The 26017-nt window shown below is 33.9% G+C and carries 23 protein-coding genes; 8 read left to right on the top strand and 15 right to left on the bottom strand.

All coding sequences use genetic code 11. The annotated features are described in order from the left end of the window. Position 1: 1 nt before the first annotated feature. The 5 genes from KW502_RS01640 to KW502_RS01620 all read right to left on the bottom strand — a co-directional run bounded on the left by KW502_RS01640 (position 2) and on the right by KW502_RS01620 (position 10805). On the bottom strand, positions 2-751 hold the full coding sequence (locus KW502_RS01640; protein WP_219038784.1) for an Hpt domain-containing protein: 750 nt from the start codon (positions 749-751) through the stop codon (positions 2-4). Positions 752-753: 2 nt separating this feature from the next. Next, entirely contained in the window at positions 754-3867 is a 3114-nt protein-coding gene (locus tag KW502_RS01635) for a response regulator (protein WP_219038783.1), read from the bottom strand. A 36-nt stretch (positions 3868-3903) separates the two neighbouring features. Then, complete coding sequence (locus KW502_RS01630) at positions 3904-5154, bottom strand: YaiO family outer membrane beta-barrel protein (RefSeq protein WP_219038782.1); 1251 nt, start codon at positions 5152-5154, stop codon at positions 3904-3906. 120 nt (positions 5155-5274) lie between these two features. Then, the gene (gene dnaE, locus KW502_RS01625; RefSeq protein ID WP_219038781.1) at positions 5275-9669 is read right to left on the bottom strand and encodes a DNA polymerase III subunit alpha; all 4395 of its coding nucleotides are present in this window, start codon (positions 9667-9669) and stop codon (positions 5275-5277) included. 134 nt (positions 9670-9803) lie between these two features. Next, positions 9804-10805: a DUF6252 domain-containing protein gene (locus KW502_RS01620; RefSeq protein WP_219038780.1), complete on the bottom strand. Its 1002-nt coding sequence runs from the start codon at positions 10803-10805 to the stop codon at positions 9804-9806. A gap of 141 nt (positions 10806-10946) precedes the next feature. Here KW502_RS01620 and KW502_RS01615 point away from each other — a divergent pair, with 141 nt between their 5' ends. The 3 genes from KW502_RS01615 (at position 10947) to KW502_RS01605 (ending at position 12833) form a co-directional block, all read left to right on the top strand. Further along, complete coding sequence (locus tag KW502_RS01615; RefSeq protein ID WP_219038779.1) at positions 10947-11507, top strand: 30S ribosomal protein S16; 561 nt, start codon at positions 10947-10949, stop codon at positions 11505-11507. Positions 11508-11524: 17 nt separating this feature from the next. Further along, positions 11525-12052 (top strand): ribosome maturation factor RimM, encoded by a 528-nt coding sequence (gene rimM, locus KW502_RS01610; protein WP_219038778.1) that lies wholly within the window; start codon positions 11525-11527, stop codon positions 12050-12052. A gap of 64 nt (positions 12053-12116) precedes the next feature. Beyond that, the gene (locus tag KW502_RS01605; RefSeq protein ID WP_219038777.1) at positions 12117-12833 is read left to right on the top strand and encodes a tRNA1(Val) (adenine(37)-N6)-methyltransferase; all 717 of its coding nucleotides are present in this window, start codon (positions 12117-12119) and stop codon (positions 12831-12833) included. Here KW502_RS01605 and KW502_RS01600 read toward each other — a convergent pair. Then, on the bottom strand, positions 12830-14071 hold the full coding sequence (locus KW502_RS01600) for a DEAD/DEAH box helicase (RefSeq protein WP_219038776.1): 1242 nt from the start codon (positions 14069-14071) through the stop codon (positions 12830-12832). The two genes, KW502_RS01605 and KW502_RS01600, sit on opposite strands and share 4 nt — an antisense overlap. Positions 14072-14500: 429 nt before the next feature. Here KW502_RS01600 and KW502_RS01595 point away from each other — a divergent pair, with 429 nt between their 5' ends. The 4 genes from KW502_RS01595 (at position 14501) to KW502_RS01580 (ending at position 18361) form a co-directional block, all read left to right on the top strand. Beyond that, positions 14501-15676 (top strand): acyl-CoA dehydrogenase family protein, encoded by a 1176-nt coding sequence (locus KW502_RS01595; RefSeq protein WP_219038775.1) that lies wholly within the window; start codon positions 14501-14503, stop codon positions 15674-15676. Positions 15677-16034: 358 nt separating this feature from the next. Continuing rightward, positions 16035-16817, top strand: a complete 783-nt coding sequence (locus tag KW502_RS01590; protein ID WP_219038774.1) for a DUF3050 domain-containing protein — start codon at positions 16035-16037, stop codon at positions 16815-16817. Beyond that, complete coding sequence (locus KW502_RS01585; RefSeq protein ID WP_219038773.1) at positions 16810-17181, top strand: hypothetical protein; 372 nt, start codon at positions 16810-16812, stop codon at positions 17179-17181. The genes KW502_RS01590 and KW502_RS01585 overlap by 8 nt, the downstream gene beginning before the upstream one ends. 133 nt (positions 17182-17314) lie before the next feature. Next, on the top strand, positions 17315-18361 hold the full coding sequence (locus tag KW502_RS01580) for a transporter (protein ID WP_219038772.1): 1047 nt from the start codon (positions 17315-17317) through the stop codon (positions 18359-18361). A 76-nt stretch (positions 18362-18437) separates the two neighbouring features. Here KW502_RS01580 and KW502_RS01575 read toward each other — a convergent pair whose 3' ends face one another. The 7 genes from KW502_RS01575 to trmB all read right to left on the bottom strand — a co-directional run bounded on the left by KW502_RS01575 (position 18438) and on the right by trmB (position 23091). Further along, positions 18438-18770, bottom strand: coding sequence for a 2Fe-2S iron-sulfur cluster-binding protein (locus KW502_RS01575; RefSeq protein ID WP_219038771.1), 333 nt, complete (start codon positions 18768-18770; stop codon positions 18438-18440). A 6-nt stretch (positions 18771-18776) separates the two neighbouring features. After that, on the bottom strand, positions 18777-19844 hold the full coding sequence (locus tag KW502_RS01570) for an NAD(P)/FAD-dependent oxidoreductase (protein WP_219038770.1): 1068 nt from the start codon (positions 19842-19844) through the stop codon (positions 18777-18779). Positions 19845-19937: 93 nt separating this feature from the next. Beyond that, a complete protein-coding gene (locus KW502_RS01565; RefSeq protein WP_219038769.1) occupies positions 19938-20189 on the bottom strand; it encodes a NifU family protein in 252 nt (83 codons plus the stop codon). A 4-nt stretch (positions 20190-20193) separates the two neighbouring features. Continuing rightward, positions 20194-21327 carry an Mrp/NBP35 family ATP-binding protein gene (locus tag KW502_RS01560; RefSeq protein WP_219038768.1) on the bottom strand — a complete coding sequence of 378 codons (1134 nt, stop codon included), beginning with the start codon at positions 21325-21327 and terminating at the stop codon, positions 20194-20196. Between the two features lie 130 nt (positions 21328-21457). Beyond that, entirely contained in the window at positions 21458-21787 is a 330-nt protein-coding gene (locus tag KW502_RS01555; protein WP_219038767.1) for an MGMT family protein, read from the bottom strand. Next, a complete protein-coding gene (locus tag KW502_RS01550; RefSeq protein ID WP_219038766.1) occupies positions 21784-22410 on the bottom strand; it encodes a LysE family translocator in 627 nt (208 codons plus the stop codon). Before KW502_RS01550 ends, KW502_RS01555 begins: the two co-directional genes overlap by 4 nt. 6 nt (positions 22411-22416) lie before the next feature. Beyond that, positions 22417-23091 carry a tRNA (guanosine(46)-N7)-methyltransferase TrmB gene (gene trmB, locus KW502_RS01545; protein WP_219038765.1) on the bottom strand — a complete coding sequence of 225 codons (675 nt, stop codon included), beginning with the start codon at positions 23089-23091 and terminating at the stop codon, positions 22417-22419. 68 nt (positions 23092-23159) lie between these two features. On the opposite strand from trmB, the gene KW502_RS01540 reads away from it, so the two are divergent. Further along, entirely contained in the window at positions 23160-24212 is a 1053-nt protein-coding gene (locus KW502_RS01540; protein WP_219038764.1) for a glycosyltransferase, read from the top strand. Here KW502_RS01540 and KW502_RS01535 read toward each other — a convergent pair. Both KW502_RS01535 and KW502_RS01530 read right to left on the bottom strand, forming a co-directional pair. Beyond that, on the bottom strand, positions 24159-25238 hold the full coding sequence (locus KW502_RS01535; protein ID WP_219038763.1) for a sensor histidine kinase: 1080 nt from the start codon (positions 25236-25238) through the stop codon (positions 24159-24161). The genes KW502_RS01540 and KW502_RS01535 overlap by 54 nt on opposite strands. Then, positions 25238-25921: a response regulator transcription factor gene (locus KW502_RS01530; RefSeq protein WP_219038762.1), complete on the bottom strand. Its 684-nt coding sequence runs from the start codon at positions 25919-25921 to the stop codon at positions 25238-25240. The genes KW502_RS01535 and KW502_RS01530 overlap by 1 nt, the downstream gene beginning before the upstream one ends. Positions 25922-26017 lie beyond the last annotated feature (96 nt).

Below are 26017 nucleotides of genomic sequence, written 5' to 3'. Positions count from 1 at the left end.
ACTACAAATTTGGGTATTCTTTATTTAACTGATTTAAAATTAAATCGTATTGTTCTTTTAATCTAAGTACATAATTTGAGATTTCTTCTTTATTGTTAGCGTCTACCTCATAACATAATTCTTGTGCTAAGTCTGCTCCTATTTCATTATTCAACATTTGAAAAGAAGGTTTTATTTGATGCGCAGTTTCTTTAATTTTTTTTATATTTTCATCGGTCAAATTTTCTTTCCAGCTTATAAGTTCTTGCACTCTTTCGCCTACAAAATACTTAAAAGAAGCCAATGATTTTTTTATAAAATCTTCGTTTCCACTAGCCACTTCATTTAAATATGAAAGATTAAAAATATTAGATTGATTTGATTTAACAAAAGAATTAAAATTATTTTCTTTAATAATTGTTTCTACTATATTTTTTAGATCTTTCTCTGCATTTATAAAAGGTTTTTTTACAAAAAATGTATTTTCTAGATATTCTTCTACCGTCACAGGTTCTATATATGTTACTACAAATGAAAACTGTAAATCATTAATGTTTTGAATATAATTTTGTATTTGTACAGAGTTTAATGGTATTGTTGTAGAAGAAACTAAAACTAACCAATAATCTTCTAAATTGCTTTTTAGAAAATTAAATGCCTCAAAACAATTAGAGAAATATTCTACCTTCCAATTATGTTTTTGAGCTAAAGTTTTAAATTCTAAAATGTCGGATTTAGTATCTTCAATAAGTAAAATTTTATAATCATGCATATTTAAATAGTATTGTAATTAAACTTTGCGATCATTTTTTTTATTTCATTAAATTTTAAAGGCTTAGTTAATACTGCATTCATCCCACTATCTATACATTCTTTTCGCTCTTCTGCTAATATTCTTGCGGTAAGTGCAAAAATAATGGTGTGTTGAAAATCCTCTAAGGTACGAATAGCTCTTGTAGCTTCTAACCCACTCATTACAGGCATCTGTACATCCATAAAAATTAAATTAAAAAAAGATTTGTTGCATTTTTCTATTGCTATTTTTCCATTTTTAGCAAAACTTAAATGCGCAGTTGGTAAAATTTGAGATATAACTTCTGTAATTAATAAAGTGTTTACAGGATTATCTTCTACAATTAGCACCTCTAAATCTTTAGGAAGTTTGATTTGAGAATCAATTTTAAAAGATTCTTCTTGAAAATCATTAACCACTTTTTCCGTAGGCTGAATAAATTTTGCAAGGTCTTTAAAACTTATAGGCTTTTCAAAACATTTTGTAATGTTAAGTTCTTTACGAGCTTTAATTATAACTTGATCTTCTGCTATACTATGCAATAGCATCATATCTACATTTTCTAGCTCTTCTTTAAAATTATTTCTAACATAGGTTAAAAATTCTACACCACTCATAAATGGCATATTATAATCTGATATAATTAAATCAAAATCTTTGGTTTGCATTAAGGTCTGGATTGCTTCTACCCCATTAGGTTCTCTTTTACATTCTATTTGAAGCTGTTGCAGCATTCCTTCTAAAATTTCTAAATTTTGGTCATTATCATCTACTAATAATACTTTTTTATAAATAGACTTTTTAGGTGTATCAATTTCATTTGCTGCTATCAAATTAAACTTAACATCAAAATAAAAAACACTCCCTATATTTAATTCACTTCTAACCTTCAACTCTGCCCCCATTAATTTCAACAAACGATTGCTAATGGTTAACCCTAAACCTGTGCCTCCATACTTTCTAGTAATAGAGTTGTCTTCTTGATCGAAGGCGTTAAATATTTTTGAAAGTTGACTTTTCGCTATTCCTTTTCCTGTATCTCTAATAGAGAATCTTAACAGAACAGCTTTTTCTTTTTCTAGATGTTCTAAAACTTTTATTTTTAATTCTATCTCTCCTTTTTCTGTAAACTTCACAGCATTGTTTAACAGGTTTGTGATAATTTGCTTTAGACGAATATCATCAACACTCATTAGCTGATGTATGTTAGTATCGATATTCAATAAAACTTCAATTTTCTTTTTTTCAGCTTGAAATTTTATAATATCTACGGCTTCTTTACACAAATCATAAATATCTACTGGCGATAAATTTAATTCTAGCTTTCCTGCTTCAATTTTTGAAAAATCTAAAATATCATTAATAACATCTAATAATAAATTAGCTGAACTATTTACCGTTTTTAAATACCCCATTTGATTGTTAGTTAATGAAGTTTTCATCAGTAAATCTGTAAACCCTATTACTCCGTTAAGCGGAGTTCTAATTTCATGACTCATATTAGCCAAAAAATCTGATTTTGATTTACTAGCTGCTTCGGCTTTTAATCGAGCTTGTACTAATGTTTTTTCATGATTTTTTGAATTGCTAATGTCCTGAAAAAGACCATATAGACGCTTATTTTTCCCCTCGATTGTTTCTATAAGCCCAATACTTCTTACCCACCTTAAATTATCTTTTAAAGTCATAATTTGAAATTCATCATCAAAGGGCTCACCATTACTTAGCATTTGTTCTATTAAATTGATGATTTTAAGTCGGTCTTCAGGGATATAAAAGCTAATTCCTTGCTGCAAATCAACCACATAATCTTCAGGGGCTTCATGAATTTCTTTTGTTATAGAACTCCAATACACAGTATTCTTCTCTAGATCTACTTCCCAAATACCTATACCAGCAACCTCATTAATTTTATGAAGCATATTTTGCAACCTCAAATTTTCTTGATAATTTTCTTTAAATGAGGTTAAATTAATAGTATACATAAGTAAGCCTCCAATTTCTCCTTCATCAACATACCAGGGTTTTACTTCCCAAGAAATCCACTGAATGGTTCCGTCTTCGCGCTCAAAAGCAGTCTCATCACTAACATCTTCACCGCCATTTAAGCATTTTTGATGGTGTTCTTTCCATTCTGCAGGAATTTCAGGAAATACTTCATAATGAGATTTACCTATAATATCTCCTTTAAGGTTATAATCTGTTATCCATTTTTTTGAGACCGCCAAATACCGCATATCATTATCTAACATAGCGATGGCAGAAGGTGCTTGTTCGATAAAAGCCCTATTCATCTCATAACTTCTTTTTAAATCAAGCTCATTTTCTCGCTCAGCGGTCACATCCCAATTTGTCCCTAACATGTGTAAGGCCTTACCAGATTTATTGTAAATTACTTTACCTCTCGTTTTAATGTAATGCATAGAACCATCGGGCCAAAAAATGCGAAAAGTTTCATCAAATGTCTCTCCATGCTTTATGGCATACTCAAAACTTTTATCTACTCTTTCTATGTCTTTCTGGTGAATACATTTTTTAAAAATTTCAAGAGAAATACCCTTATCATCATGGTTTAACTTATACAACTTCATCATATTCTCATCACATGTAAAGTTTTGAGTAAGAAAATCGTATTCCCATATTCCTATAATTGAAGAATCTAAAGCTACCTGTAACTTTTCAGAGACTTCTTTATAATTTTTTTTAACCCTTACTCTTTCAGAAATATTAGTAAATGAAATTAATACATATAATTCATTGTCTAATAGAATAGAACTTAAAGAGAATTCTACGGGAAAAGTTTTCCCTGACTGATGCACAATTCTATTTTTAAGCTTTATATAATTAGGTAAAAAACAAGATTTATCGCCGTTTAGGTCTTTAAGAAAATTATCTAAAATTGCAATAAACTTATTTCTTTGCTTAAATGACATTAACTGATTTAAAGGCTTCCCCTTAAGTTCTTTTTCTTGGTAACCCACTAAGTCTAGCAATAAATCGTTTGATGCTATAATTTTTTTTTGTTTATCTACGAGTAATAAACACTCAGGAATACAACCAAAGTACTTGCAAAATATTGACACATCACTTCCCATACAATGACAGATAATTTATTAAAAATCTAATTTTTTCTAGAAAAGATAAGACATTTGAACAAAAAAACTGTATTCATGTTGCCTTTTATTTTGTGAAAATTCTAAATTGTTATAATAAATTTTAGCTCCAACTAGGTATTTTTTTAGATATAAATGCTGGTAAGCAGCTCCAACATTATAACTTTCTAAACTCACACGTTCTCCTATTTGGTTTTGCACAATAGTATTATCTGGAGAAGTACCATACCCCAAAGAGGCCTCCCAATAATCAAAACGGCTATTGGTATAATAACGCGTTCTAAAAGCAAAAACGGGATAAAAAGAATGATCTTGATAGGTAGAAAAGCTCCTTAAGTTTAACCAAAAAGAACCAAAATATTTACTCCCACCAATAACCAAGGCATAAAAATCTTCGGAACGTGTTTGTGTATATCTTGCCCCTAACTCTGCCTCCCAACCTTTATTAAAGTTATGAAAAAAAGAGTATCTAGCTTGTAACTTGGGGAAAATAACATGATCGCTATAGGCTAATGCTAAAAATGAATAATCTGATTTGCTAGTAAAAAAATAAGATTGAAGGTCAAACTGCAACCCATCTATTAGTAATTCACCATTAGAACGCCGGTGGTTATAATTAATGTTTGCGACTAACGAACCCCAAGTTCGTTCTCTCACATATTGAAACGTACTTAAATGCCAAGGCCCTTGTCCTTCTCTATCTATCGTTGTATACGTATAGAGCGCTCCTAGCCTATCTGTTTTTAATTTTGAAGCGAGTAAATAATAGTTTTGCGAAATTTCTGAATTCTCTGGAAACTTCTTTCTTGCTAGCTCTAAAAACCTTAATTGTTCTTGTGCATTTAATACGTAAGGAATTACTTCTATTTTTTTTTGATAGAAAGAAACTTCTTCAGGAAATTCTTTAATAGCCAAGGTTAACACACTATCGGTAGCTTGGTAAGCTTTTTCTTTCATTTCTAAAGAATACCAATAATTGTAAGCATCTTTATAGTTTGGAGCTTGTGCAATCACTTGTTGGTAATAATGCCTTGCGCTATCTAGTTGTGTGGTAAGTTGATGAGCTCTCCCTAAAAAAAGTTTAAAATCTACATAATCGGGGGCTATCTTAAGCCCCCTTCTAGCTTGTTTTTTTGCAGTCTCGAAGTTAGAATGATTTACTTCTTCAATAGTTTTAATTAACAAACTATCCACATCTACTTGTTGCGAATAAACTTTATAGAAATTACTTATAAACAATAAAAAACAAACTATTAAAAAGTTTCTCATGGGTTATGTATATAGTTTGCTCCTTAACCGTAAAAGCAAATAAAATTAAATCATAAAAAATGGAATATACATAAATTGTAATTGTTATAAAACTTTCAACACTTCTTGATTAATATATCATTAGTTCACTTTATACTTTAATTTTTGCTCTGTTAGCTCATCTAGTAATTCACGGCAAATTTTGACTTTTTGCTTTCGGCTAGGCATATTCAATTTCAAGCGTTCTTTTAACTCGTAAACCACAAAATTAATAGCGTGATCTCCGGTATAAGTAATAAATAAATCTTTTAAAGCTTCTATTTGCTCTTCTTTTAATTCATTAATATCTAATTGTATGGTTAGTTTTCTAGCCATACTTTCCATGACATCTTGCAATTGTTTAAATGCGTTAAACTGAATACGAGGATCGCCCGCTTTACCTGTATCTTTATTTACCCAACCTTGCTTAACGTATATTTTAAAATGAACAAAATTATTGGGCATTAAGAAGTGACGGTATTTTAAATATTCTTCGCCAAAAATTCTAAATTCATAAGATTCAATATAATCTTCTACCGTAAATGCTGCCCAACCTTTTCCCATTTTACTGGTACGGTGTTGCACATCACTAATTACACCAGCAAAAGAAAGTTCTCGCCCAGTTTGACTATGCAAATCGGCAAGATTTTCGAGTGTACTGTTACAGAAATAATCGATTTCATAACGAAAATCGTCTAGCGGATGTCCCGAAATATAAATTCCTACCACTTCTCGTTCTTTCTTCAATTTTTCCATAGTCGCCCATTCTTCACAAGGTGGTACTTGGGGTTCTGGTATTTGCACATCGCTCGCTTCTCCAAACAAACTTACCTGAGAGGAGTTTTGATTCTCTTGAAACTTAGAAGCAAATTTCATCACTTTTTCTAAAAAGGTAATTCCATCACCTTCGTCTTGAAAATATTGTGCTCTATGTGTAGGTTGAAAACAATCGAAGCCTCCCGCTAAAACAAGATTTTCGAAAGCTTTTTTATTGGCTGCCCGTAAATCTATACGCTTGGCCATATCAAAAATTGATCGATAAGGGCCGCCTTCTTTACTTTTTCTATTTTTAACAATAGTTTCTACAGCTCCGCTTCCTACTCCTTTTATCGCTCCCATTCCAAAACGCACGGCATTATCTTTATTTACCGAGAATTTGTAATATGATTCATTTACATCTGGTCCTAAAACTGGCAATTTCATACGTTTACATTCTTCCATAAAGAAAGTAACGTTTTTAATATTGTTCATGTTATTAGATAATACTGCCGCCATATATTCTGCAGGATAATGTGCTTTTAAATAGGCCGTTTGGTAGGCGATCCAAGCATAACACGTCGAGTGCGACTTGTTGAATGCATAACTTGCAAAAGCTTCCCAGTCTTTCCAAATCTTTTCTAATTTCTCAGGATCGTGACCTTTAGCAGCTGCTTGAGAAACAAACTGTGGTTTCATTTTATCGAGTACCGCTCTTTGTTTTTTACCCATCGCTTTACGCAATACATCGGCTTCACCTTTGGTAAAATCGGCTAATTTTTGCGATAGCAACATCACCTGCTCTTGATAAACCGTAATACCGTAAGTTTCTTTTAGGTATTCTTCCATATCGTCAAGATCGTAAGTAATCTCTTCTTCGCCATGTTTACGGGCAATAAAACTTGGGATGTACTCCATAGGTCCGGGACGGTACAAAGCATTCATCGCAATTAAATCTTCAAACACCGTAGGTTTTAAAGCCTGCATATGTTTCTGCATTCCAGGAGATTCATATTGAAATATTCCTACAGTTTCTCCTCGCTGGAAGAGTTTATAGGTTTCTTCATCATCTAACGGAAAATTTTCTGGATCTAATTCTATCCCGTGGCGACCTTTCACAATCTTAATGGTATCTTTAATAAGGGTTAAGGTTTTTAACCCCAAGAAATCCATTTTTAATAAGCCAGCACTTTCTACCACAGAGTTATCAAACTGCGTGACATATAAATCTGAATCTTTAGCCACCGAAACCGGAACGTAATTGGTAATATCTCCTGGCGTAATAATTACCCCACAAGCGTGAATACCTGTATTTCTTACTGATCCTTCTAAAATTCGTGCCTGATTTACGGTTTGCGCCTCAAGGTCGTCACCTTCAGATATATTAAGGAGTTCGTTTACTTTATCTACTTCTTCACTTCTAAACTTCGCTTTAATTCCTTTTTCATCTAATGCAAAAATTTTATGCAATTTCGACATATCTGGAATTAGCTTTGCAATACGGTCGGCATCACTTAGCGGTAAATCTAACACTCTGGCGGTATCCCGAATTGAAGATTTGGCAGCCATTGTACCATAGGTGATAATTTGCGCTACTTGATTGGCTCCATATTTCTTGATAACATAATCCATTACCCGACTTCTTCCTTCATCATCAAAGTCAATATCAATATCAGGCATACTTACACGATCTGGATTTAAGAAACGCTCAAAAAGTAAATCGTATTTAATGGGATCGATATTGGTAATCTTTAAACAGTAGGCCACGGCACTTCCTGCTGCTGAGCCCCGACCAGGACCTACCGAGACATCCATATTTCTAGCTTCCCGAATAAAGTCTTCTACAATCAAAAAATAACCAGGATAACCTGTATTTTCAATAACCGAAAGTTCAAAATCTAATCGATCTTTAATAGAATCGGTAATCTCTTCATAACGAGCTTCTGCTCCTTTAAAGGTTAAATGACGCAAATAAGCATTTTCTCCTCGTTTGCCGCCATCTTCTTTGTCTTTTTCATCTAAAAATTCTTCAGGAATTGTAAAGGCTGGTAACAATACATCTCTTGCTAAAACAAAAGGCTCTACTTTCTCTACCACCTCTTGAATATTGGTAATGGCTTCTGGTAAATCTTTAAAGAGATCTTTCATCTCTGTTGCCGACTTAAAGTAATATTCTTGATTAGGTAGACCATAGCGATAACCACGACCTCTACCTATAGGCGTAGATTGTTTTTCTCCATCTTTTACACATAATAAAATGTCGTGTGCATTCGCATTTTCTTTATCGCAATAATAGGTATTATTAGAAGCTATTACTTTAACCTCATGCTCTTTTGCTAAACGAATTAACACTTCATTCACCCGATCTTCATCTTCTTGTCCGTGACGCATTAACTCTATATACAAATCGTCTCCAAACTCTTCTTTCCACCATAATAAAGCTTCTTCTGCTTGCTTCTCACCTACATTTAAAACCTTACTTGGCACTTCTCCGTATAAATTTCCGGTAAGTACCATCACATCTTCTTTGTACTGTTTAATTACTTCTTTATCTATACGCGGCACATAATAAAAGCCATCGGTGTAAGCCTTAGAAGACATTTTGGCAAGGTTATGATACCCTTTTTTGTTTTTAGCCAAAAGCACTACTTGATAACCGTTATCTTTTCTGGTTTTATCGGTGTGATTTTCACAGACAAAAAATTCACAACCTACAATACCGGTCATTTCTCTACCGTCGTAAGTCTCTCCGTTTTCTTCAGCTTCTGCTCGTTTCTGTTTAACTTCATCATTATGTTTAGCTACCGCAGTAACAAAATGAAAAGCCCCCATCATATTAGCATGATCTGTAAGTGCGACTGCAGGCATTCGTTTCTCTGCTGCGGCTTTCACTAAATCTTGTACGCTAATGGTGGACTGTAAAATGGAATACTGACTGTGATTGTGTAGATGAACGAAATCTTCATCTTGCAATACTTCTATATTCTCTTGTATCTCTTGAGCTGAAAGTTCACTTTGCGGCTCTTTCTTCGCCATTTTCTTCCGAATCGCTTCGGAAGCTTTTTTCAGGTTAATGTGCTTTAATCCGATTAGTGGAATAGGCTTCGGATTTGCTTCTGAATAGTTTTCAAAATAATCTGGCGCAACATCTAATTCTTCAATCGTATAAATTCGTTGCCTTACTAATTCTAAAAAACAGCGTGTGGTAGCCTCTACATCGGCGGTTGCATTATGTGCTTCTGCAAAAGGCTCTCCAAATAAATGCTGATGAAGCTCAGTTAATGTTGGCAACTTAAATTTACCGCCACGCCCACCAGGAATCTGACAAAGTTTTGCTGTTGTTTCTGTACATGTATCTAAGACCGGAAGCTCAGTAAGATTTGTCTCTATACCTTCTCTGTAGAATTCGGCTCCCATAATATTCACATCGAAACCTACGTTTTGACCTACAATGAACTTAGTTTTATCTAAGGCTTGCTGAAAGCGATCTAATCCTTCTCGAAGCCTAATACCCTCTTCAGCTGCTAATTCTGTAGAAATACCATGAATTTGTTCAGCATCATAAGGAATATTAAACCCATCGGGGTGAATTAAAAAGTCATCGTGCTCGATCATAACTCCCAACTCATCATGCAGCTGCCAAGCAATCTGTATGGCTCTTGGCCAATTCTCAGAATCACTAATAGGTGCATTCCAACGCTTTGGCAATCCAGTAGTTTCGGTATCAAAAATTAAATACATGAGCAGTGACTATTTTGGAAATTTGAACCCCTAAAATTAGAAAAAGCTAAGCTTACTAAAAAGGGAAGTTATCAACAAAAAAAAGTCACTTCTAAATAAGAAAGTGACTTAAAATATAAAGAAATAATATTCTTCTAATAAGCTACATCAAATGTACCTGAAACTTCATAGGTTATGCTAGTATCTTGACTATCTTCACAAGTAAATGCAAATTCGCCAGCAATTCTATCTTCAGTAGTATCGTGTGTTGTAATTTCTAAAACAACGGAAGAAGAAACTATTGTTGTTATCTCTCCTAGGGTAGCTTCAAAGACCCAATCATCTGTATTTCCCAATTCAGCAGCATCAAAATTTCCTACGACAATATCATTAGGGATAAAGATAGTAAGCTCATTCATATCTGTTTCAAAAGCACTAATTTTAATAGTATCTGCTAGTTCTTCCGCAGTCAATTCTACATATTCATATTGTTGAGTATTTACTTCTGCTGTAAATAAATTTTCTTCAACAGGAGTACAATCTACTCCTTGAAGAATGGTTGCAATATCACCATCTGGATCTCCACAAGCACTTTTCTTAGCTTCTAAAGCCGTTTTATAAGCCGTACAAATTTCTACAAAGTTATCATCTTCAATCGTCACTTGGTTATAGGCGGCCTCAGCAATTTCAACCCCTACTCTTGCACTTATACAAAGATATTCTTCATAGTTTGTGACTGGAACGTCGAAAAAAGATCCCTTACTCACATTAATCGTATCACCATTAATGGCATTAAAATAAAACTCTCCAGATAAATAAGGCCCTCGTATTCTCGTGATTTCAATTAAACCATCTCCTGTAGTTCCTGTAGCATAGCTTTTAGAAGCATCAAAATTATAATTAGCTTCACTTTCAGAGCCTAGGCCCAGGACGTAAGATCCTATTTCAAATTTCGAAGCTTTTAAAGTAATCTCATCTCCACCAGTTTCCCCTGTTAGGGTCACCGATAAATCGTCATTTATTAAAGCTGAAGAAACATTAGATCTAAAAAAATTATTATTTAATTGACCTTGAATAGATGGCGTATTACTTTCTATATCATCACTACAACTGGCGGCAAAAACAACTAATACCAACAACAGGGTTAATTTTTTCATAAATTCAGATCTATTTTAACTATTTGAGTGTTACAAATGTAAAATAAAAATTAATAATCTTTTGTGTAAAAATAAAAAATTATATACTACCTTTGCAGACTCATTAATAACAGGGGTCGAGAACCCCAAAATTTAATTTTTATGCCTGTAAAATTAAGATTACAAAGACACGGTAAGAAAGGTAAACCTTTTTATTGGATCGTAGCTGCAGATGCACGCTCAAAAAGAGACGGTAAATTCTTAGAAAAAGTAGGAATTTACAATCCAAACACTAACCCAGCAACTATCGAATTAGATGTTGATGGAGCTGTAAAATGGTTACAAAACGGTGCTCAACCAACAGACACTGCACGTGCCATTCTTTCTTACAAAGGAGCTTTACTTAAAAATCACCTTGCTGGTGGTGTTCGTAAAGGTGCTTTGACTGAAGAACAAGCTGAAGAAAAATTTAACGCTTGGGTTGAAGAAAAAGAAGGAAAAATTAACGCTAAGAAAGATAATCTTACGAAAGCAGAACAAGATGCTAGAGACAAGGCATTTGCTGCTGAGAAAGAAGTAAACGAAAAGCGTGAAGCGGAAGCTAAAGCCGCAGAAGCAGAAGCTGCTGCAGTAACTGAAGAAGGTGAACCTGAAGCAGATGCTGACAAACAAGTTGATGCTGAAACTGCTGAAGAAGCAAAAGCTGAAGAAAAAAAATCTTAATAAATTAAAAGGTAACGATGCAAAAAGAAGATTGTTTCTATCTTGGTAAGATCGTTAGCAAATTTAGTTTTAAAGGAGAAATCTTAGTCAAACTTGACACCGATGACCCTGAAAGTTTTTTAGAGATGGAATCGGTTTTTATTGATATGAATAAAAACCTGATTCCATTTTTTATTGAAAAAAGTTCGCTACAAAAATCAAATTTACTTCGCATTAAATTTGAAGAAATTACTTCTGAAGAAGACGCAGATCGTATTCTTAAAAAAGAACTTTACCTTCCTTTATCATTTCTACCTGATCTAGAAGAAGATCAATTTTATTTTCACGAAATTATCGGCTTTCACGTTATTGACAAACGCTTTGGCGAGGTTGGTCTTTTAAAAGGCATCAATGATAGCACACCGCAAGCCTTGTTCGAAATAGAACATCAAGGCAAAGAAATCTTGGTTCCTGTTAACGATGATTTTATAGAAAGACTAGATAAAACCAAGAAAGAATTACATCTTAATGTACCTGAAGGACTTATAGAAATGTACTTGGATTAGGTTTTTTTAGGTAACAGGTTTGAGGAAAGATGCTATATTCTAAGTGTTAAGCAATAAAATTTGTATGTCAAAAGCATTTCAATTTAAACAGTTTAAAGTTGAACAAGACCAATGTGCGATGAAAATTGGCACCGACGGTGTTTTACTTGGTGCTTGGGCATCACTTGAAAAGCATCCATTTTCTATCTTAGATATTGGTGCTGGCACAGGAGTTATTAGCTTAATGCTTGCACAACGAAGTACTGCTGAACTTATTGATGCTATTGAAATTGAAGAAAATGCTTACGAGCAATGTGTTGATAATTTTGAAAACAGCAATTGGGGCGACCGCCTATTTTGCTATCACGCAGGCTTAGATGAATTTGCTGAAGAAATGGAAGATGAAACTTACGACCTCATCGTGAGCAACCCTCCGTTTTATGATGAAAATTACACCTCAGGCGAAAAAAATCGCGATTTAGCTCGCTTTACTGAAGCGCTTCCGTTTAAAGATTTAGCAAAATATGCTGCGCAATTACTTGCTGAAGACGGTAAATTTTACACAATTATTCCGTTTAAAAATCAACAAGAATTTATTGAACTTGCTGAACAAGAAAAACTTTTTCCTCAAAAAATAACTCAAGTAAAAGGCAATGAAAATTCAGTAATTAAAAGAAGTTTACTTCAATTTGGTTTTGAAAAAACAACTCCAGAAATTACTGAATTAATCATAGAAATTGATCGTCATATTTATACAGAAGATTATAAAAATCTAGTGAAAGATTTTTACTTAAATCTCTAATTTGATTTTTTCTTATTTCTAGAATTTCCAGTTCTTCTAGTATTAGGCTGATAAGATCTACTTTTAGGTTTTGATGGCTTTGAACTCTCCTGCGCTACACTGGCCTCTTCTTCATTAAACTCATGCTCGACAACTGGTAGACGCTGTTCTATAAGTTTCTCGATAGATTTTAAGTAAGAACGCTCATCCTGATCACAAAAAGCTATTGCACTTCCACTGGCTTTTGCACGCCCAGTTCTCCCTATTCGGTGAACGTACGTTTCTGCTATATTCGGCAAATCAAATTGCACTACTAACGAAAGCTGAGAAACATCTATACCGCGAGCAGCAATATCGGTAGCCACCAATACATTTATCTTTCCGTCCTTAAATCCGTTCAACACTTTTTGACGTTGATTTTGAGATTTATTACCGTGAATGGCAGCCGACTGGATGCCGGCTTGGCTTAGTTTTTTTACTATTTTATTCGCTCCGTGTTTAGTACGGGAAAACACTAACACAGTCTCAAAAGGTTCTGTTTTTAATAAGTGAACCAAAAGCTTTGTTTTGTTTTTCTTGGGCACAAAATATATAGCTTGATCTACACGCTCAGCAGTGGTTTGCTGTGGAGCAATATTTACACGCTCAAAATTTCCTAAAATTTGTTTTGAAAGATCGATTATCGATTTAGGCATCGTTGCCGAAAAAAATAAGGATTGTCTTTCTTGAGGCAACTTCTTTAAGAGTTTTTTAATGTCGTGCACAAAACCCATATCCAACATTTGGTCGGCTTCATCGAGCACAAAATGATTCACATTTTTTAAAGAAACAAACCCTTGATTAATTAAATCTAATAATCTTCCGGGAGTTGCAGTAAGCACGTCTACTCCATTTTTTAAGGTTCGTACTTGTGAGGCTTGCTTTACACCTCCAAATATAACCGCACTTCTAATATCGGTATATTTAGCATATGCCTTTACATTATCATCAATCTGAATCGCCAATTCTCGTGTTGGCGTGATGATAAGCACCTGTATTTTTCTTTGCTTTTTAGGCGGTGCTCCTTCTGCTAAATGTTGTAAAATTGGTATGGTAAAAGCTGCTGTTTTACCTGTACCTGTCTGTGCTGACCCCAGCAAGTCTTTTCCTGCTAATAATACAGGGATAGCTTGCGCTTGAATAGGTGTGGGTTGTGTATATCCTTTTTCGGCTAATGCCTTTAATATAGGCTCTATAATGCCCAATTCTTTAAATGTCATATCTTATTATAAGTCGCAAAGGTAGGGTTATTTTAGCAATTTATATAAAGTTGATTATTGGTTAATACGTATTGAAGATCGACAAAGTAGTATTCATTTTTTGAGTAATAGCTATAACTACGAGCGCAGCTGTCTACATATTTAGTTATGATTTCTTTTTGCTTTTTTGTAGTGACTTGATTGGTTAGCCTAGGTCTGGAAGTTGTTTGCTTTTTCTTACAAGAATTTAGCCCAAGAAGAACTAATAGAATTATGAGGCAACACTTTATTAAGACCATAAATTTTGATTTAATTATTTTCTATTCTACGTGAAAATCATATAAAGATATTAAGCTTACCAAATAAGAAAATAAAATGAGATATTATTGCTACATTATTACGCTTTCGCTAAATTTAGCCATAAAATTTTAAGAATTTCAAAAATAGTTTATGGCAGATTTATTTCAAGCTCCAGATTATTACCATATAGACGACTTATTAACAGATGAGCATAAAATGGTGCGCGATGCAGCTCGCGATTGGGTAAAAAGAGAAGTTTCTCCTATTATAGAAGAAGCAGCACAAAAGGCAGAATTTCCGCAATCTATTGTAAAAGGTTTAGCCGAAATTGGTGCTTTTGGTCCTTATATTCCAGAAGAATATGGCGGTGCAGGTTTAGACCAAATCTCTTACGGCTTAATTATGCAAGAAATTGAACGAGGTGATAGCGGCGTTCGCTCTACCGCATCGGTTCAGTCTTCTTTGGTTATGTATCCCATTTACCAATACGGAAATGAAGAACAACGTAAAAAATACCTCCCTAAATTAGCTTCTGGTGAATTTATGGGAAGTTTTGGATTAACAGAGCCAGATCATGGTTCAAATCCTGGAGGAATGATCACTAATTTTAAAGATAAAGGCGATTATTATCTATTAAACGGTGCAAAAATGTGGATTTCTAATTCGCCTTTTTGTGATATTGCTGTAGTTTGGGCTAAAAATGAAGAAGGAAGAATACACGGACTTATTGTTGAGCGTGGTATGGAAGGATTCTCTACACCAGAAACGCATAACAAATGGTCGCTACGGGCTTCGGCTACGGGGGAGTTAATTTTTAACGATGTAAAAGTTCCTAAAGAAAATTTGTTACCAAATAAAAGTGGATTAGGCGCTCCATTAGGGTGTTTAGATTCTGCTCGTTACGGCATCGCTTGGGGAGCAATTGGCGCAGCGATGGATTGTTATGATACAGCCTTAAGATATGCTAAAGAACGTATTCAATTTGGCAAGCCTATTGCTGGTTTTCAACTTCAACAGAAAAAACTGGCAGAGATGATTACCGAAATTACTAAAGCACAATTATTAGCTTTACGCCTAGGACAGTTAAAAAATGAAGGCAAAGCAACTTCTGCACAAATTTCGATGGCCAAACGTAATAATGTAGAAATGGCGATAAAAATTGCTAGAGAAGCAAGACAAATCTTAGGCGGTATGGGAATTACTGGAGAATATAGTATTATGCGCCACATGATGAATTTAGAAAGTGTAATTACCTATGAAGGAACGCACGATATTCATTTATTAATTACAGGGCTCGATATTACCGGAATTTCAGCTTTTAAATAATTACACCAATGATGCGATCCTGTAACAAGTTCAGCATGAAAAAAAATCATAGGTTTCGACAGATTTAGTAGACCTAAATCAAGAAAGCAAATCAAAGCAAGGGCAGCGTTTACAGCGTTTGCCCTTTTTTATGTACTTTTCGCAACACTTTGTTTTCAACTTCACTTCTTTCTTTGGCAAAACACCTTCTACCCGCAAGTAATCTTTAGATTGATTGGAATAAAAAATAAGAATATTAATCACCACAGTAAAAAAAGATTTTGTTCAATCTAGATTTTCTAGATTATTTACGCATTAAACTTTCATTTGAATTTTAATATACAAGAATCACGCCTTACTTTTGCACAAAATTTGAGCTATGAATACTGCCCATATCGAAGATGCCACAGAAGAGCTACGTGAGCAATTACTGAATCATTCTTTATACGAAAAAATTCAGACGCCTAAAGATCTACAGGTTTTTATGGAGCATCACGTATTTGCCGTATGGGATTTTATGTCGTTACTCAAAGCACTTCAGTCTAAATTAACAAATACAAACTTTCCTTGGTACCCAATAGGGAATCCTGAGGTTCGTTATTTAATAAATGAAATTGTGTTAGCTGAAGAAACCGACATCAATTTAGACGGAAAACGCCAAAGCCACTACGAAATGTATTTAGAGGCGATGGAAAAAGGAGGCGCGAGCACCAAAGCTATTGGCAACTTTATGGAGCAAATACAACACGGCACCGATATTTATTTAATCATTACAGCATCAGATTTACCCATTAGTGTTAAGAAATTTTTGAAATTTACTTTTGAAACAATTTATGCGAATAAGCCTCACGCCATTGCTGCTGCTTTTACTTTTGGAAGAGAAGACTTGATTCCTGGAATGTTTAATTCTATTATCACTAAAATTCAACAAAAGTTCCCGAAAGAAGATTTAAGGCTATTTAAATATTACTTTGATCGTCATATAGAATTAGATGAAGATGAACACGGCCCGATGGCATTAAAAATGATTGAAGAACTTTGCGGCGATGATCAAGTAAAATGGCAAGAAGTAGAAGAAGCTTCCATCAAAGCTCTACAAAATAGAATTGAGTTATGGAACGGAATTGAAGAACAACTAAGCAAACAAGAAGTCGTTGGCTAGATTTCTTTCTTCAGTATTTATCACGCTCTACTTTTTAGCTATGCTCAAACCTGTTGAGCATATTTTAGAGTATTGTTTTAATTACAATTACATTGTAAACGTTCTTTGTGTAAACAAAGAGAAACCACGTCTTAATTGTAACGGTAAATGCTACCTTATAAAGCAACTGCAAAAACAAAGCAGTGAAAATTCTCATAGAAAACGGCAAAGCATTCAATTAGAAAATTACCCTATTGGTTTTGTAGAAATTATTACAATTCATCAACCTCAACCGTTCAATTTTTATCATCAAAAAAATCACTTTTATTTTAATCATTATGACTATTTAGGTAAAAACATCCCGTTTCAGCCCCCAAGGATATAATTCTGCTTCATTTATAAAAGTTGAATAAGCATTTAAAACTTCAACATAAATTTTAATTATAATCAAATGGTAATCTCCTGCTTCAACTTCAAACTAGACAGCACATTCATTACCGCTATTTAAAAATCAATTCATGAAAAACATTTTATGGTTAGCGATGGCATTATTTTGCCTTCACCTCAACGCGCAAGAACACAATAATAAAGAAGAAAATTTATGGGATGCTCACCGCACTAGCAGCCATGCACCCATTGGGGTGATGGGTGACCATACACACCAAAAAGGTGAATTTATGATTTCTTATCGTAATATGAGAATGCAAATGAAAGACCTTCGTTACAATAATAACGACGTAACTAATAATTTTGTTTATCAAAATTATATGGTATCACCACAAGAAATGACGATGGATATGCATATGCTTGGCGCTATGTATGCACCATCTGATAAGTTAACCTTAATGGTAATGGCTAATTACATTACCAATGATATGGACTTAACTATGCGAATGACGAACAATATGGGAATGAGTATGGATACCGATTTCTCTACTAAATCTTCTGGTTTTAGCGATGTAAGCATAAGTGCATTGGTACAATTAATAAACGAAAACCAACAAGCATTACATGCAGAGTTTGGAGTTGGCATCCCTACGGGCTCTATAGACCAAAAAGATGAGACTGCAATGTCTAACGGTAAGGAAGTTATTTTACCTTACCCTATGCAAATTGGTGCTGGTTCATTTTCTACAAAATTAGGAATGACTTATTTATGGCAAGCCGAAAAATTAAGCGGTGGTGCACAAGCCAATGCTAAATTTTATATAAATGAAAATGATAATGATTACCGCTTAGGAAATCAATATTTAGCAACTTCTTGGTTAGCATTAGACGCTACCAGTTTTTTTAGTTTTTCGGTAAGAGCAGAAGCTAATTATGTAGAACAAATTGAAGGTAACAATCCAAACTTAAACCCGATGATGGTCACTACTGCCAACACCAGTAACATTGGCGGAATGCAATTAAACTATGCCCTTGGTACAAATTATTACTTTACAGCTAAAACTTTAAAAGGTTTGCGTTTGGCTGCAGAAATAAAATTACCAGCATACCAAGAACCAAACGGAATACAATTAAAACAAAAATATACGCTTAGTCTAGGCACACAGTATTCGTTTTAATTTTCAACTCGTTTTATTAATAACAAAAGCCTTATCACGTGATAAGGCTTTTGTTTTTTTATATTGAATATGTTATTTATTCTTCTGGCGCCAATTGCACTTTCAACCCTTTTAAATCGTGAGTAATTGGTATTTGACAACCTAAGCGACTGTTATCTTCTACATGAAAAGCTTCTGCTAACATCGCTTCTTCTTCATCTTGCATTTCTGGTAATTCGGTATCACTTAATACATAACACTGGCAAGAAGCACACATTGCCATTCCGCCACAAATCCCGATAGTTCCTTCGGGAGCGATCTCATATGAACGAACTACTTCCATAAGATTCATATTCATATCGGTTGGCGCATCAATTTCGTGGGTTTCTCCTTCACGATCAATAATGGTGATTTTTACATCTTCTTCCATACCTAATTAATCAATTGCTTTTACGACCGCTTTTGGCGCTTCTTTTTTAGTACCATCAAAACCAGTTACTCCTCCTACAGTAGTATACTTCATGACGTATTTCTTATCGGGATGTATTCTTTTATACGCACTTTGACACATTAAGGTAGCTTCATGGAAGCCACAAAGAATCAACTTTAATTTTCCAGGATAAGTATTTACATCACCAATGGCATATATACCAGGAACGTTGGTTTGATAATCTAAAGTATTATCTACTTTAATGGCATTTTTTTCAATTTCTAAGCCCCAATCTGCGATAGGACCTAATTTTGGAGAAAGCCCAAATAAAGGAATAAAATGATCTACCGCTAACTGAATTTCTTCGGTAGCTTCGCTTTTCTTTTTAATACTTACCGAAGATAAATGTCCATTTTCATCTGCCTGCAAACCATCGACCTCTCCTGGTGTAATTAAATTAATTTTACCTAGGTCTTTTAATTCTTTTACTCGATCTACAGAATCTAAAGCTCCACGAAATTCATTTCTACGATGAACTAAAGTAACTTCTTCAGCAATATCTGCTAGAAAAATACTCCAATCTAATGCAGAGTCTCCACCTCCAGCAATAACCACTTTCTTGTTACGATAAACCTCTGGATCTTTCACCATATAGGCGACACCTTTATCCTCAAAATCAGCGATATTAGGGATAGGTGGTTTTCTAGGTTCAAAACTACCCAAACCACCTGCAATAGCTACCACCGGTGCATTATGCTGCGTTCCTTTATTGGTCGTTACTAAAAAACTCCCATCTTCTAGTTTCTCAATGGTTTGCGCTCGTTCTGCCAAAGTAAATCCTGGTTCAAAAGATTTAATTTGCTCCATTAAATTATTTACCAAATCGCCAGCTAATACTTCTGGAAAACCAGGAATATCGTAAATAGGCTTTTTAGGATATAATTCTGAACACTGACCGCCAGGTTGCGGAAGCGCGTCTATTAAATGACATTTTAGTTTTAGCAATCCTGCTTCAAAAACAGTAAAAAGGCCGGTGGGACCGGCTCCTATAATTAATATATCTGTCTTAATCATAAATTTATTTCTTAAGAGAAGTTGCGATATTAACTTTTAAGACTTAATTAAAAAATGACAATCATCATCTTTTTCTGAAAAAGTATAAAAAACCTAAGCTTCTATATTAATTACTTTTTCAATTTGAGGAGCATATTTTTTTATCGTCATTTCTACGCCAGACTTTAAGGTCATTTGGTTAACACTACAACCTACGCAAGCTCCTTCTAATCGTACACGAACGACATTTTCCTGCTCATCAATTTCAATGAGTGTAATATCTCCACCGTCGTTCTTTAAAAAAGGTCTAATTTCTTCTAGAGCCTTTTCTACGTTATGCTTTAAGTCTTTGTTAATCGTCGTCATATCTCTATTTTTTTACGGCACTACAACCTGCCATGGTAGTGATTTTTATAGCTTCTGTAGGCGGAATATTATCATTTCTTCTAACGGTCTCCTGAACTACATTCTTTGTAATTTCTTCCATTGCCGAGGCAATAGCTGTACCTTTTTGTAATGCAGCAGGTCTACCTATATCTCCTGCTTCTCTAATGCTTTGCTCTAAAGGCAACTCTCCTAAAAATGGAACTTGTAAGTCATCTGCTAAATTTTTAGCTCCCTTCTCTCCAAAAATATAATACTTATTCTCCGGCAACTCGGCTGGGGTAAAGTAGGCCATATTTTCAACGATCCCTAATACCGGTACATTAATGCTTTCTTGCTGAAACATTGCCACTCCTTTTTTAGCATCCGCTAAGGCAACATTTTGCGGAGTACTTACAATTACAGAACCTGTAATAGGTAATGATTGCATAATTGAAAGGTGAATATCTCCTGTTCCTGGAGGTAAATCTATTAATAAGAAATCTAGCTCTCCCCAGTCTGCATCAAATATCATTTGATTTAAAGCTTTTGCCGCCATAGGTCCTCGCCAAATTACGGCTTGGTTAGGTTTGGTAAAAAAGCCAATAGAAAGAAGTTTAACTCCGTAATTTTCTACTGGTTTCATTTTCGACTTTCCATCTACGGTAACTGATAATGGCTTTTCACGTTCTACATCAAACATAATTGTTGCTGAAGGTCCGTAAATATCTGCATCTAATAATCCTACTTTAAAGCCCATATTAGAAAGGGTAACCGCTAAATTTGCAGTTACAGTAGATTTTCCTACCCCACCTTTACCTGAAGCTACCGCTACTATATTTTTAATTCCTGGGATTGCTTTTCCTTTAATCTCTGGATTTTTATTTTGTGGTGCGTCTACCTTAATGTTGACTTTTACCTTAGCTTTATTATAAACGTGTTCATGAATAGCTTTCATCACATCTACCTCAGCTCTTTTTTTAATATGCATTGCTGGAGTTTTCAAGGTTAAATCTACCTCTACTTCATCTCCAAAAATATTGACGTTTTTTACAACGCCACTTTCTACCATGTTTTGTCCTTCTCCAGAAACAGTAACTGTCTCTAAAGCTTTTAAAATATCTTTCTTATCTAATTTCATATAGCTATGATACGTCTTTATTTTTACCTCTTAATTAGAATTAATCTAAAATACAAATATACAGGTTAAGAGCGTAATTAAGAAGATCATCGATTGAATTTATCAATGCTAAATATAAGCGAATTCAATTTTAACTTTCATCTCCTTTAGGTTCCCATAAAACCTGCTCTAAATTCTGAACTTGGTTATTTTTAACAACTACTCCTTCACTTTCCAAAAGTTGTTGCATAAGGTTAGTTCCTTGAAAATGATGCTTACCGGTGAGTAAACCTTTTCTATTCACTACACGATGAGCTGGCACTTCTTCTTTTTCGCTAGCACCGTTCATCGCATAACCTACCATTCTAGCACTTTTTTTTGCGCCAATCGCTTTAGCGATAGCTCCGTACGTAGTTACTTTACCATAAGGAATTTGTTTGGCGACCTCATAAACTTTTTCAAAGAAGCTAGCATCACTCATGAAAAAGGTTTAAATATTTTTATAAGCGTAATGACAACCAAAACAAACATTAACCCAGCCATGAAGTAATTAGAATATTTACTAAATGATTGAGTATGTTTTTCTATTTTAGTAAAACCTATTACATACCCATAAAGTGTTGCGAGTGTTCCTAAACATGCTGCCGAAGCAAAAATTACCATATCTACCATATCGTACTTACCATTTTGAGGAGCAAAAGCGGTACTTAAGGCAACAAAATAAGGGATTGGAAAAACGTTAAAAACCGCTACGGTCAATCCTTTAAAGTAACTTTTACCCGCTTTATTCTGCTTATTAGTATTTATTTTTTTATTTTTTTTAGCCTGAATGAAAAAATAAATCATCAAAATTAGAAATACCACCAAGCCTACCCGAAGTAGCATTTTATTTACATACGGGTGACTTAAGATATATTTTGATAATAAAATAGCAAAAAATGATTGAATCAATACAATAGTAGAAGCACCAATCGCTACAAACAAACCGCTACGCTTACCTCTTTCTACGCAAGATTTGGCGACGGTCATATTCACTAAACCAGGAGGAATTACTCCACCCAATGCTGCTAAAAATGTAAATAAAAAAAGTTTAGATTCTTCCAAGAGTAATTATTTTACACGAAATTTAATGTAGGTTATTTTTTTATTTTCTTCAAGATACTGTTTTTCGTAGAAAGTTTGTATACCTACCACTTCTTTTGGTGAATATTCGTTTTTATACACGTCGTGATTGGCATGTAAAATTTCGTGCCCTTCGCCATGTAATAAGCCTAAGGTATAACCGTGCATAAATTCGCTATCGGTTTTTAAATTCACCACACCATCAGTATGAAGTATTTTTTTATATTTCTGTAAAAACTCGGTATTGGTAAGCCTATGCTTGGTGCGCTTGTATTTTATTTGAGGATCTGGGAAAGTAATCCAAATTTCATCAATTTCATTTTCAGCAAAAACAAGATCTATTAATTCTATTTGTGTTCGTAAAAATCCCACGTTATTCATTTCTTCTTCTAAAGCCGTTTTTGCTCCGCGCCAGAAACGTGCCCCTTTAATATCTATACCTAAAAAGTTTTTTTCAGGATACATTTTAGCAAGACCAACACTATATTCACCTTTCCCACAACCTAACTCTAATACAATAGGCAAATCATTTTTAAAAAATTCTTTTGCCCATTTTCCTTTCAATTTGAAATCTTTATTCGTAATTTCTTCTCGGCTAGGCTGAAGAACATTTTTAAATGTTTCATTTTCCTTAAAGCGCTTTAATTTATTTTTACTTCCCACAGGTATTATTTAATATTTTGGTAAAATTAAATAAAATAAAGCAGAGCCTAATAAAGTTATTTTTGATTATGCCGAAAAAAAAGATTTTAGTCGCTCCATTAAATTGGGGATTGGGACATGCCACTAGATGCATCCCTATTATTAACGCATTAGAAGCAAATAATTTTGAACCGATTATTGCTTCTGACGGAAGCGCACTTGCTTTACTAAAAAAAGAATTTCCTCACTTGAAGTTTTACGAACTCCCCTCGTATGACATTAGGTATGCAAAAAAAGGGTATTTTTTTAAATCGAAAATACTTTTAAAGACATTCAAAATCTCCAAAACAATTACTGAAGAACGCAAAATAGCATTAGAAATTTACACTAAAGAAGATTTAAGCGGAATTATTTCTGACAATAGACTTGGGGTTAATTGCAAATTTATACCCTCGGTATTTATCACGCATCAGCTTAATGTTCTTTCTGGGAAGACTACCTACTTTAGCTCTAAATTACATCAACGTTACATTAAAAAGTTTAAAGAATGTTGGGTGCCAGATCTAGAACAAGAGCCTAATTTAAGTGGAAAACTAGGTCATTTAAAAGAAAAAAATGATTTTCAATTAAAATACATTGGACCCTTAAGCCGATTAAACAAAAGAGAGTTACCAATAATTTACGATTTAATGGTGATGCTCTCTGGGCCTGAACCTCAACGCACGCTTTTAGAAGAAAAGTTATTGCATGAATTAAAAGATGATCCGCGAAAAATAATTTTTATTAGAGGAGTAATGGATGAGGTACAAACTAAAGAAACTCGAGAAAATCTAACCATTTATAATTTCTTAATAGGTAAAGCTTTAGAAAATGCATTTAACCAAAGCGAAAACATACTTGCTAGGTCAGGTTACACTACTTTAATGGATTTAGCCAAATTGGAGAAGAAGGCATTTTTTATTCCCACACCTGGGCAAACAGAACAAATTTATCTTGCTAAACGCTTACAAGAAAACAACATTGCTCCTTACTGCAAGCAACATCATTTTACTATTGAAAAATTAGAAGAAATAAAACTCTATCAAGGTTTAAGATTTGGCAATAGCATTCCTGAGTGGAGTGACATGTTTTCCCTTTTCTAGCGTAAAAGAAAATTCACTACCTACGCCAAAGTCACTTTCTACATATATTTTTTCGTGATGAGCTTCGAGAATATGTTTTACTATAGAAAGTCCTAAACCAGAGCCGCCTTCTTTACGGGAACCACTCTTATCTACCCGATAGAAACGTTCAAAAAGTCTAGGGATATTTTTTTGCTGTATACCTTCGCCGTTATCTGTAGTTCTTACAATCACCTTATTTTTAATAAGGTTTTCTACACTTACTTCGGTAGTACCGCCAGATTTACCGTATTTAATAGAGTTTACCACTAAATTAGTTACTACTTGCTGTATTTTATCTTTATCTGCAAAAACATACACAGGCGTTTCATAATCGATATCGAACGTTAAAGAAATGTTTTTCTTCTGAGCTTTCATTTCTAACAAATCAAAAACACTCTCGACAACTTCAATAATATCAAATTCTTCTTCAACTAAATGCAAGTCACCAGTTTCTAATTTGGTAATCATATCTAAATCTTTAACGATATAGATAAGACGGTCTAAGCCTTTACTAGCTCTGTTTAAATATTTATCTCGAACATTCTTGTCTTTTATAGCACCATCAATAAGAGTTAGAATATAACCTTGTACGGTAAACAGAGGTGTTTTTAATTCATGAGAGACGTTACCCATAAATTCTTTACGGTAATTTTCTCTAATTTTCAGGGTTTCTATTTCTAGTTTCTTCCCTTCGGCAAATTTTTCTACTTCACGCGTAAGCGTTGCCATATCTGTAGTGACTTGCTGTTCTTGTAACGAGGAAGATTCTAATAACGAAACGTTATCGTAAACTGCTTTTACTCGTCTATAAATAAAATGCTCTATCCTTAGTTGAATAATTAAAAAAGCAAAGCAATAAACGGTAATTGCAAACCCTACTACATACGGTAAATAAAAAGTAGCAAATAACACCTCGTGAACTACCAATAATAGGGTTGTAAATATGGTAATGAATAAGGAGGTATAAAATGCAAATTTATAGGAACGTTTAAACTCTTTTGCCATTAAATTACAAACTTATAACCCACCCCTTTTACGGTCTTAAACTTATTATCTCCAATTTTTTCTCGAAGTTTTCTAATATGAACATCAATCGTTCTTCCACCAACGACTACTTCATTACCCCATACTTTATTTAAAATATCTTCTCTTTTAAATACTTTACCAGGGTTAGAAGCTAATAAAGATAACAGTTCAAATTCTTTTCTAGGTAAAATAATTTCTTCTTTACCTTTTACAATTTTATACTCATCTCTATTAATGGTTAGATCTCCTATTGTAGTAATATTTTCTTCGTTTTCTTCTGACTTTAAGCGTCTTAAAAGTGCTTTCACCTTACTAATTAAAAGTTTAGGTTTAATAGGTTTGGTAATATAGTCGTCTGCTCCTGCATCAAAACCAGCTACTTGAGAGTAATCTTCACCTCTAGCAGTTAAAAAGGTAATGATGGTATTCTGCAAATCTGGAATTTTTCTAATTTGCTCACAAGCCTCGATACCATCCATCTCTGGCATCATCACATCTAATATAATTAAATCTGGCTTTTTCTTTTTAGCTAATTTAACTGCTTTCAATCCATTCTCTGCAGTAATCACCGTATAGCCTTCCGCAGAAAGGTTATAACCTACAATTTCTAAGATATCTGGCTCATCATCTACTAATAGGATGGTAATGTTCTGGTTTTCCATAATTAAAAAGGTGGTATTTAATTGGGCGTAAAAGTAAAGATAATATTAAAATCTCTAAGTTAACAAATCTTTTAGATAGATAACATTAATAACTTT

This window comes from Mesonia aestuariivivens (assembly GCF_019311235.1).
Classification (GTDB): Bacteria; Bacteroidota; Bacteroidia; order Flavobacteriales; family Flavobacteriaceae; genus Mesonia; species Mesonia aestuariivivens.
This window is presented reverse-complemented; position numbering and strand designations above follow the sequence as displayed.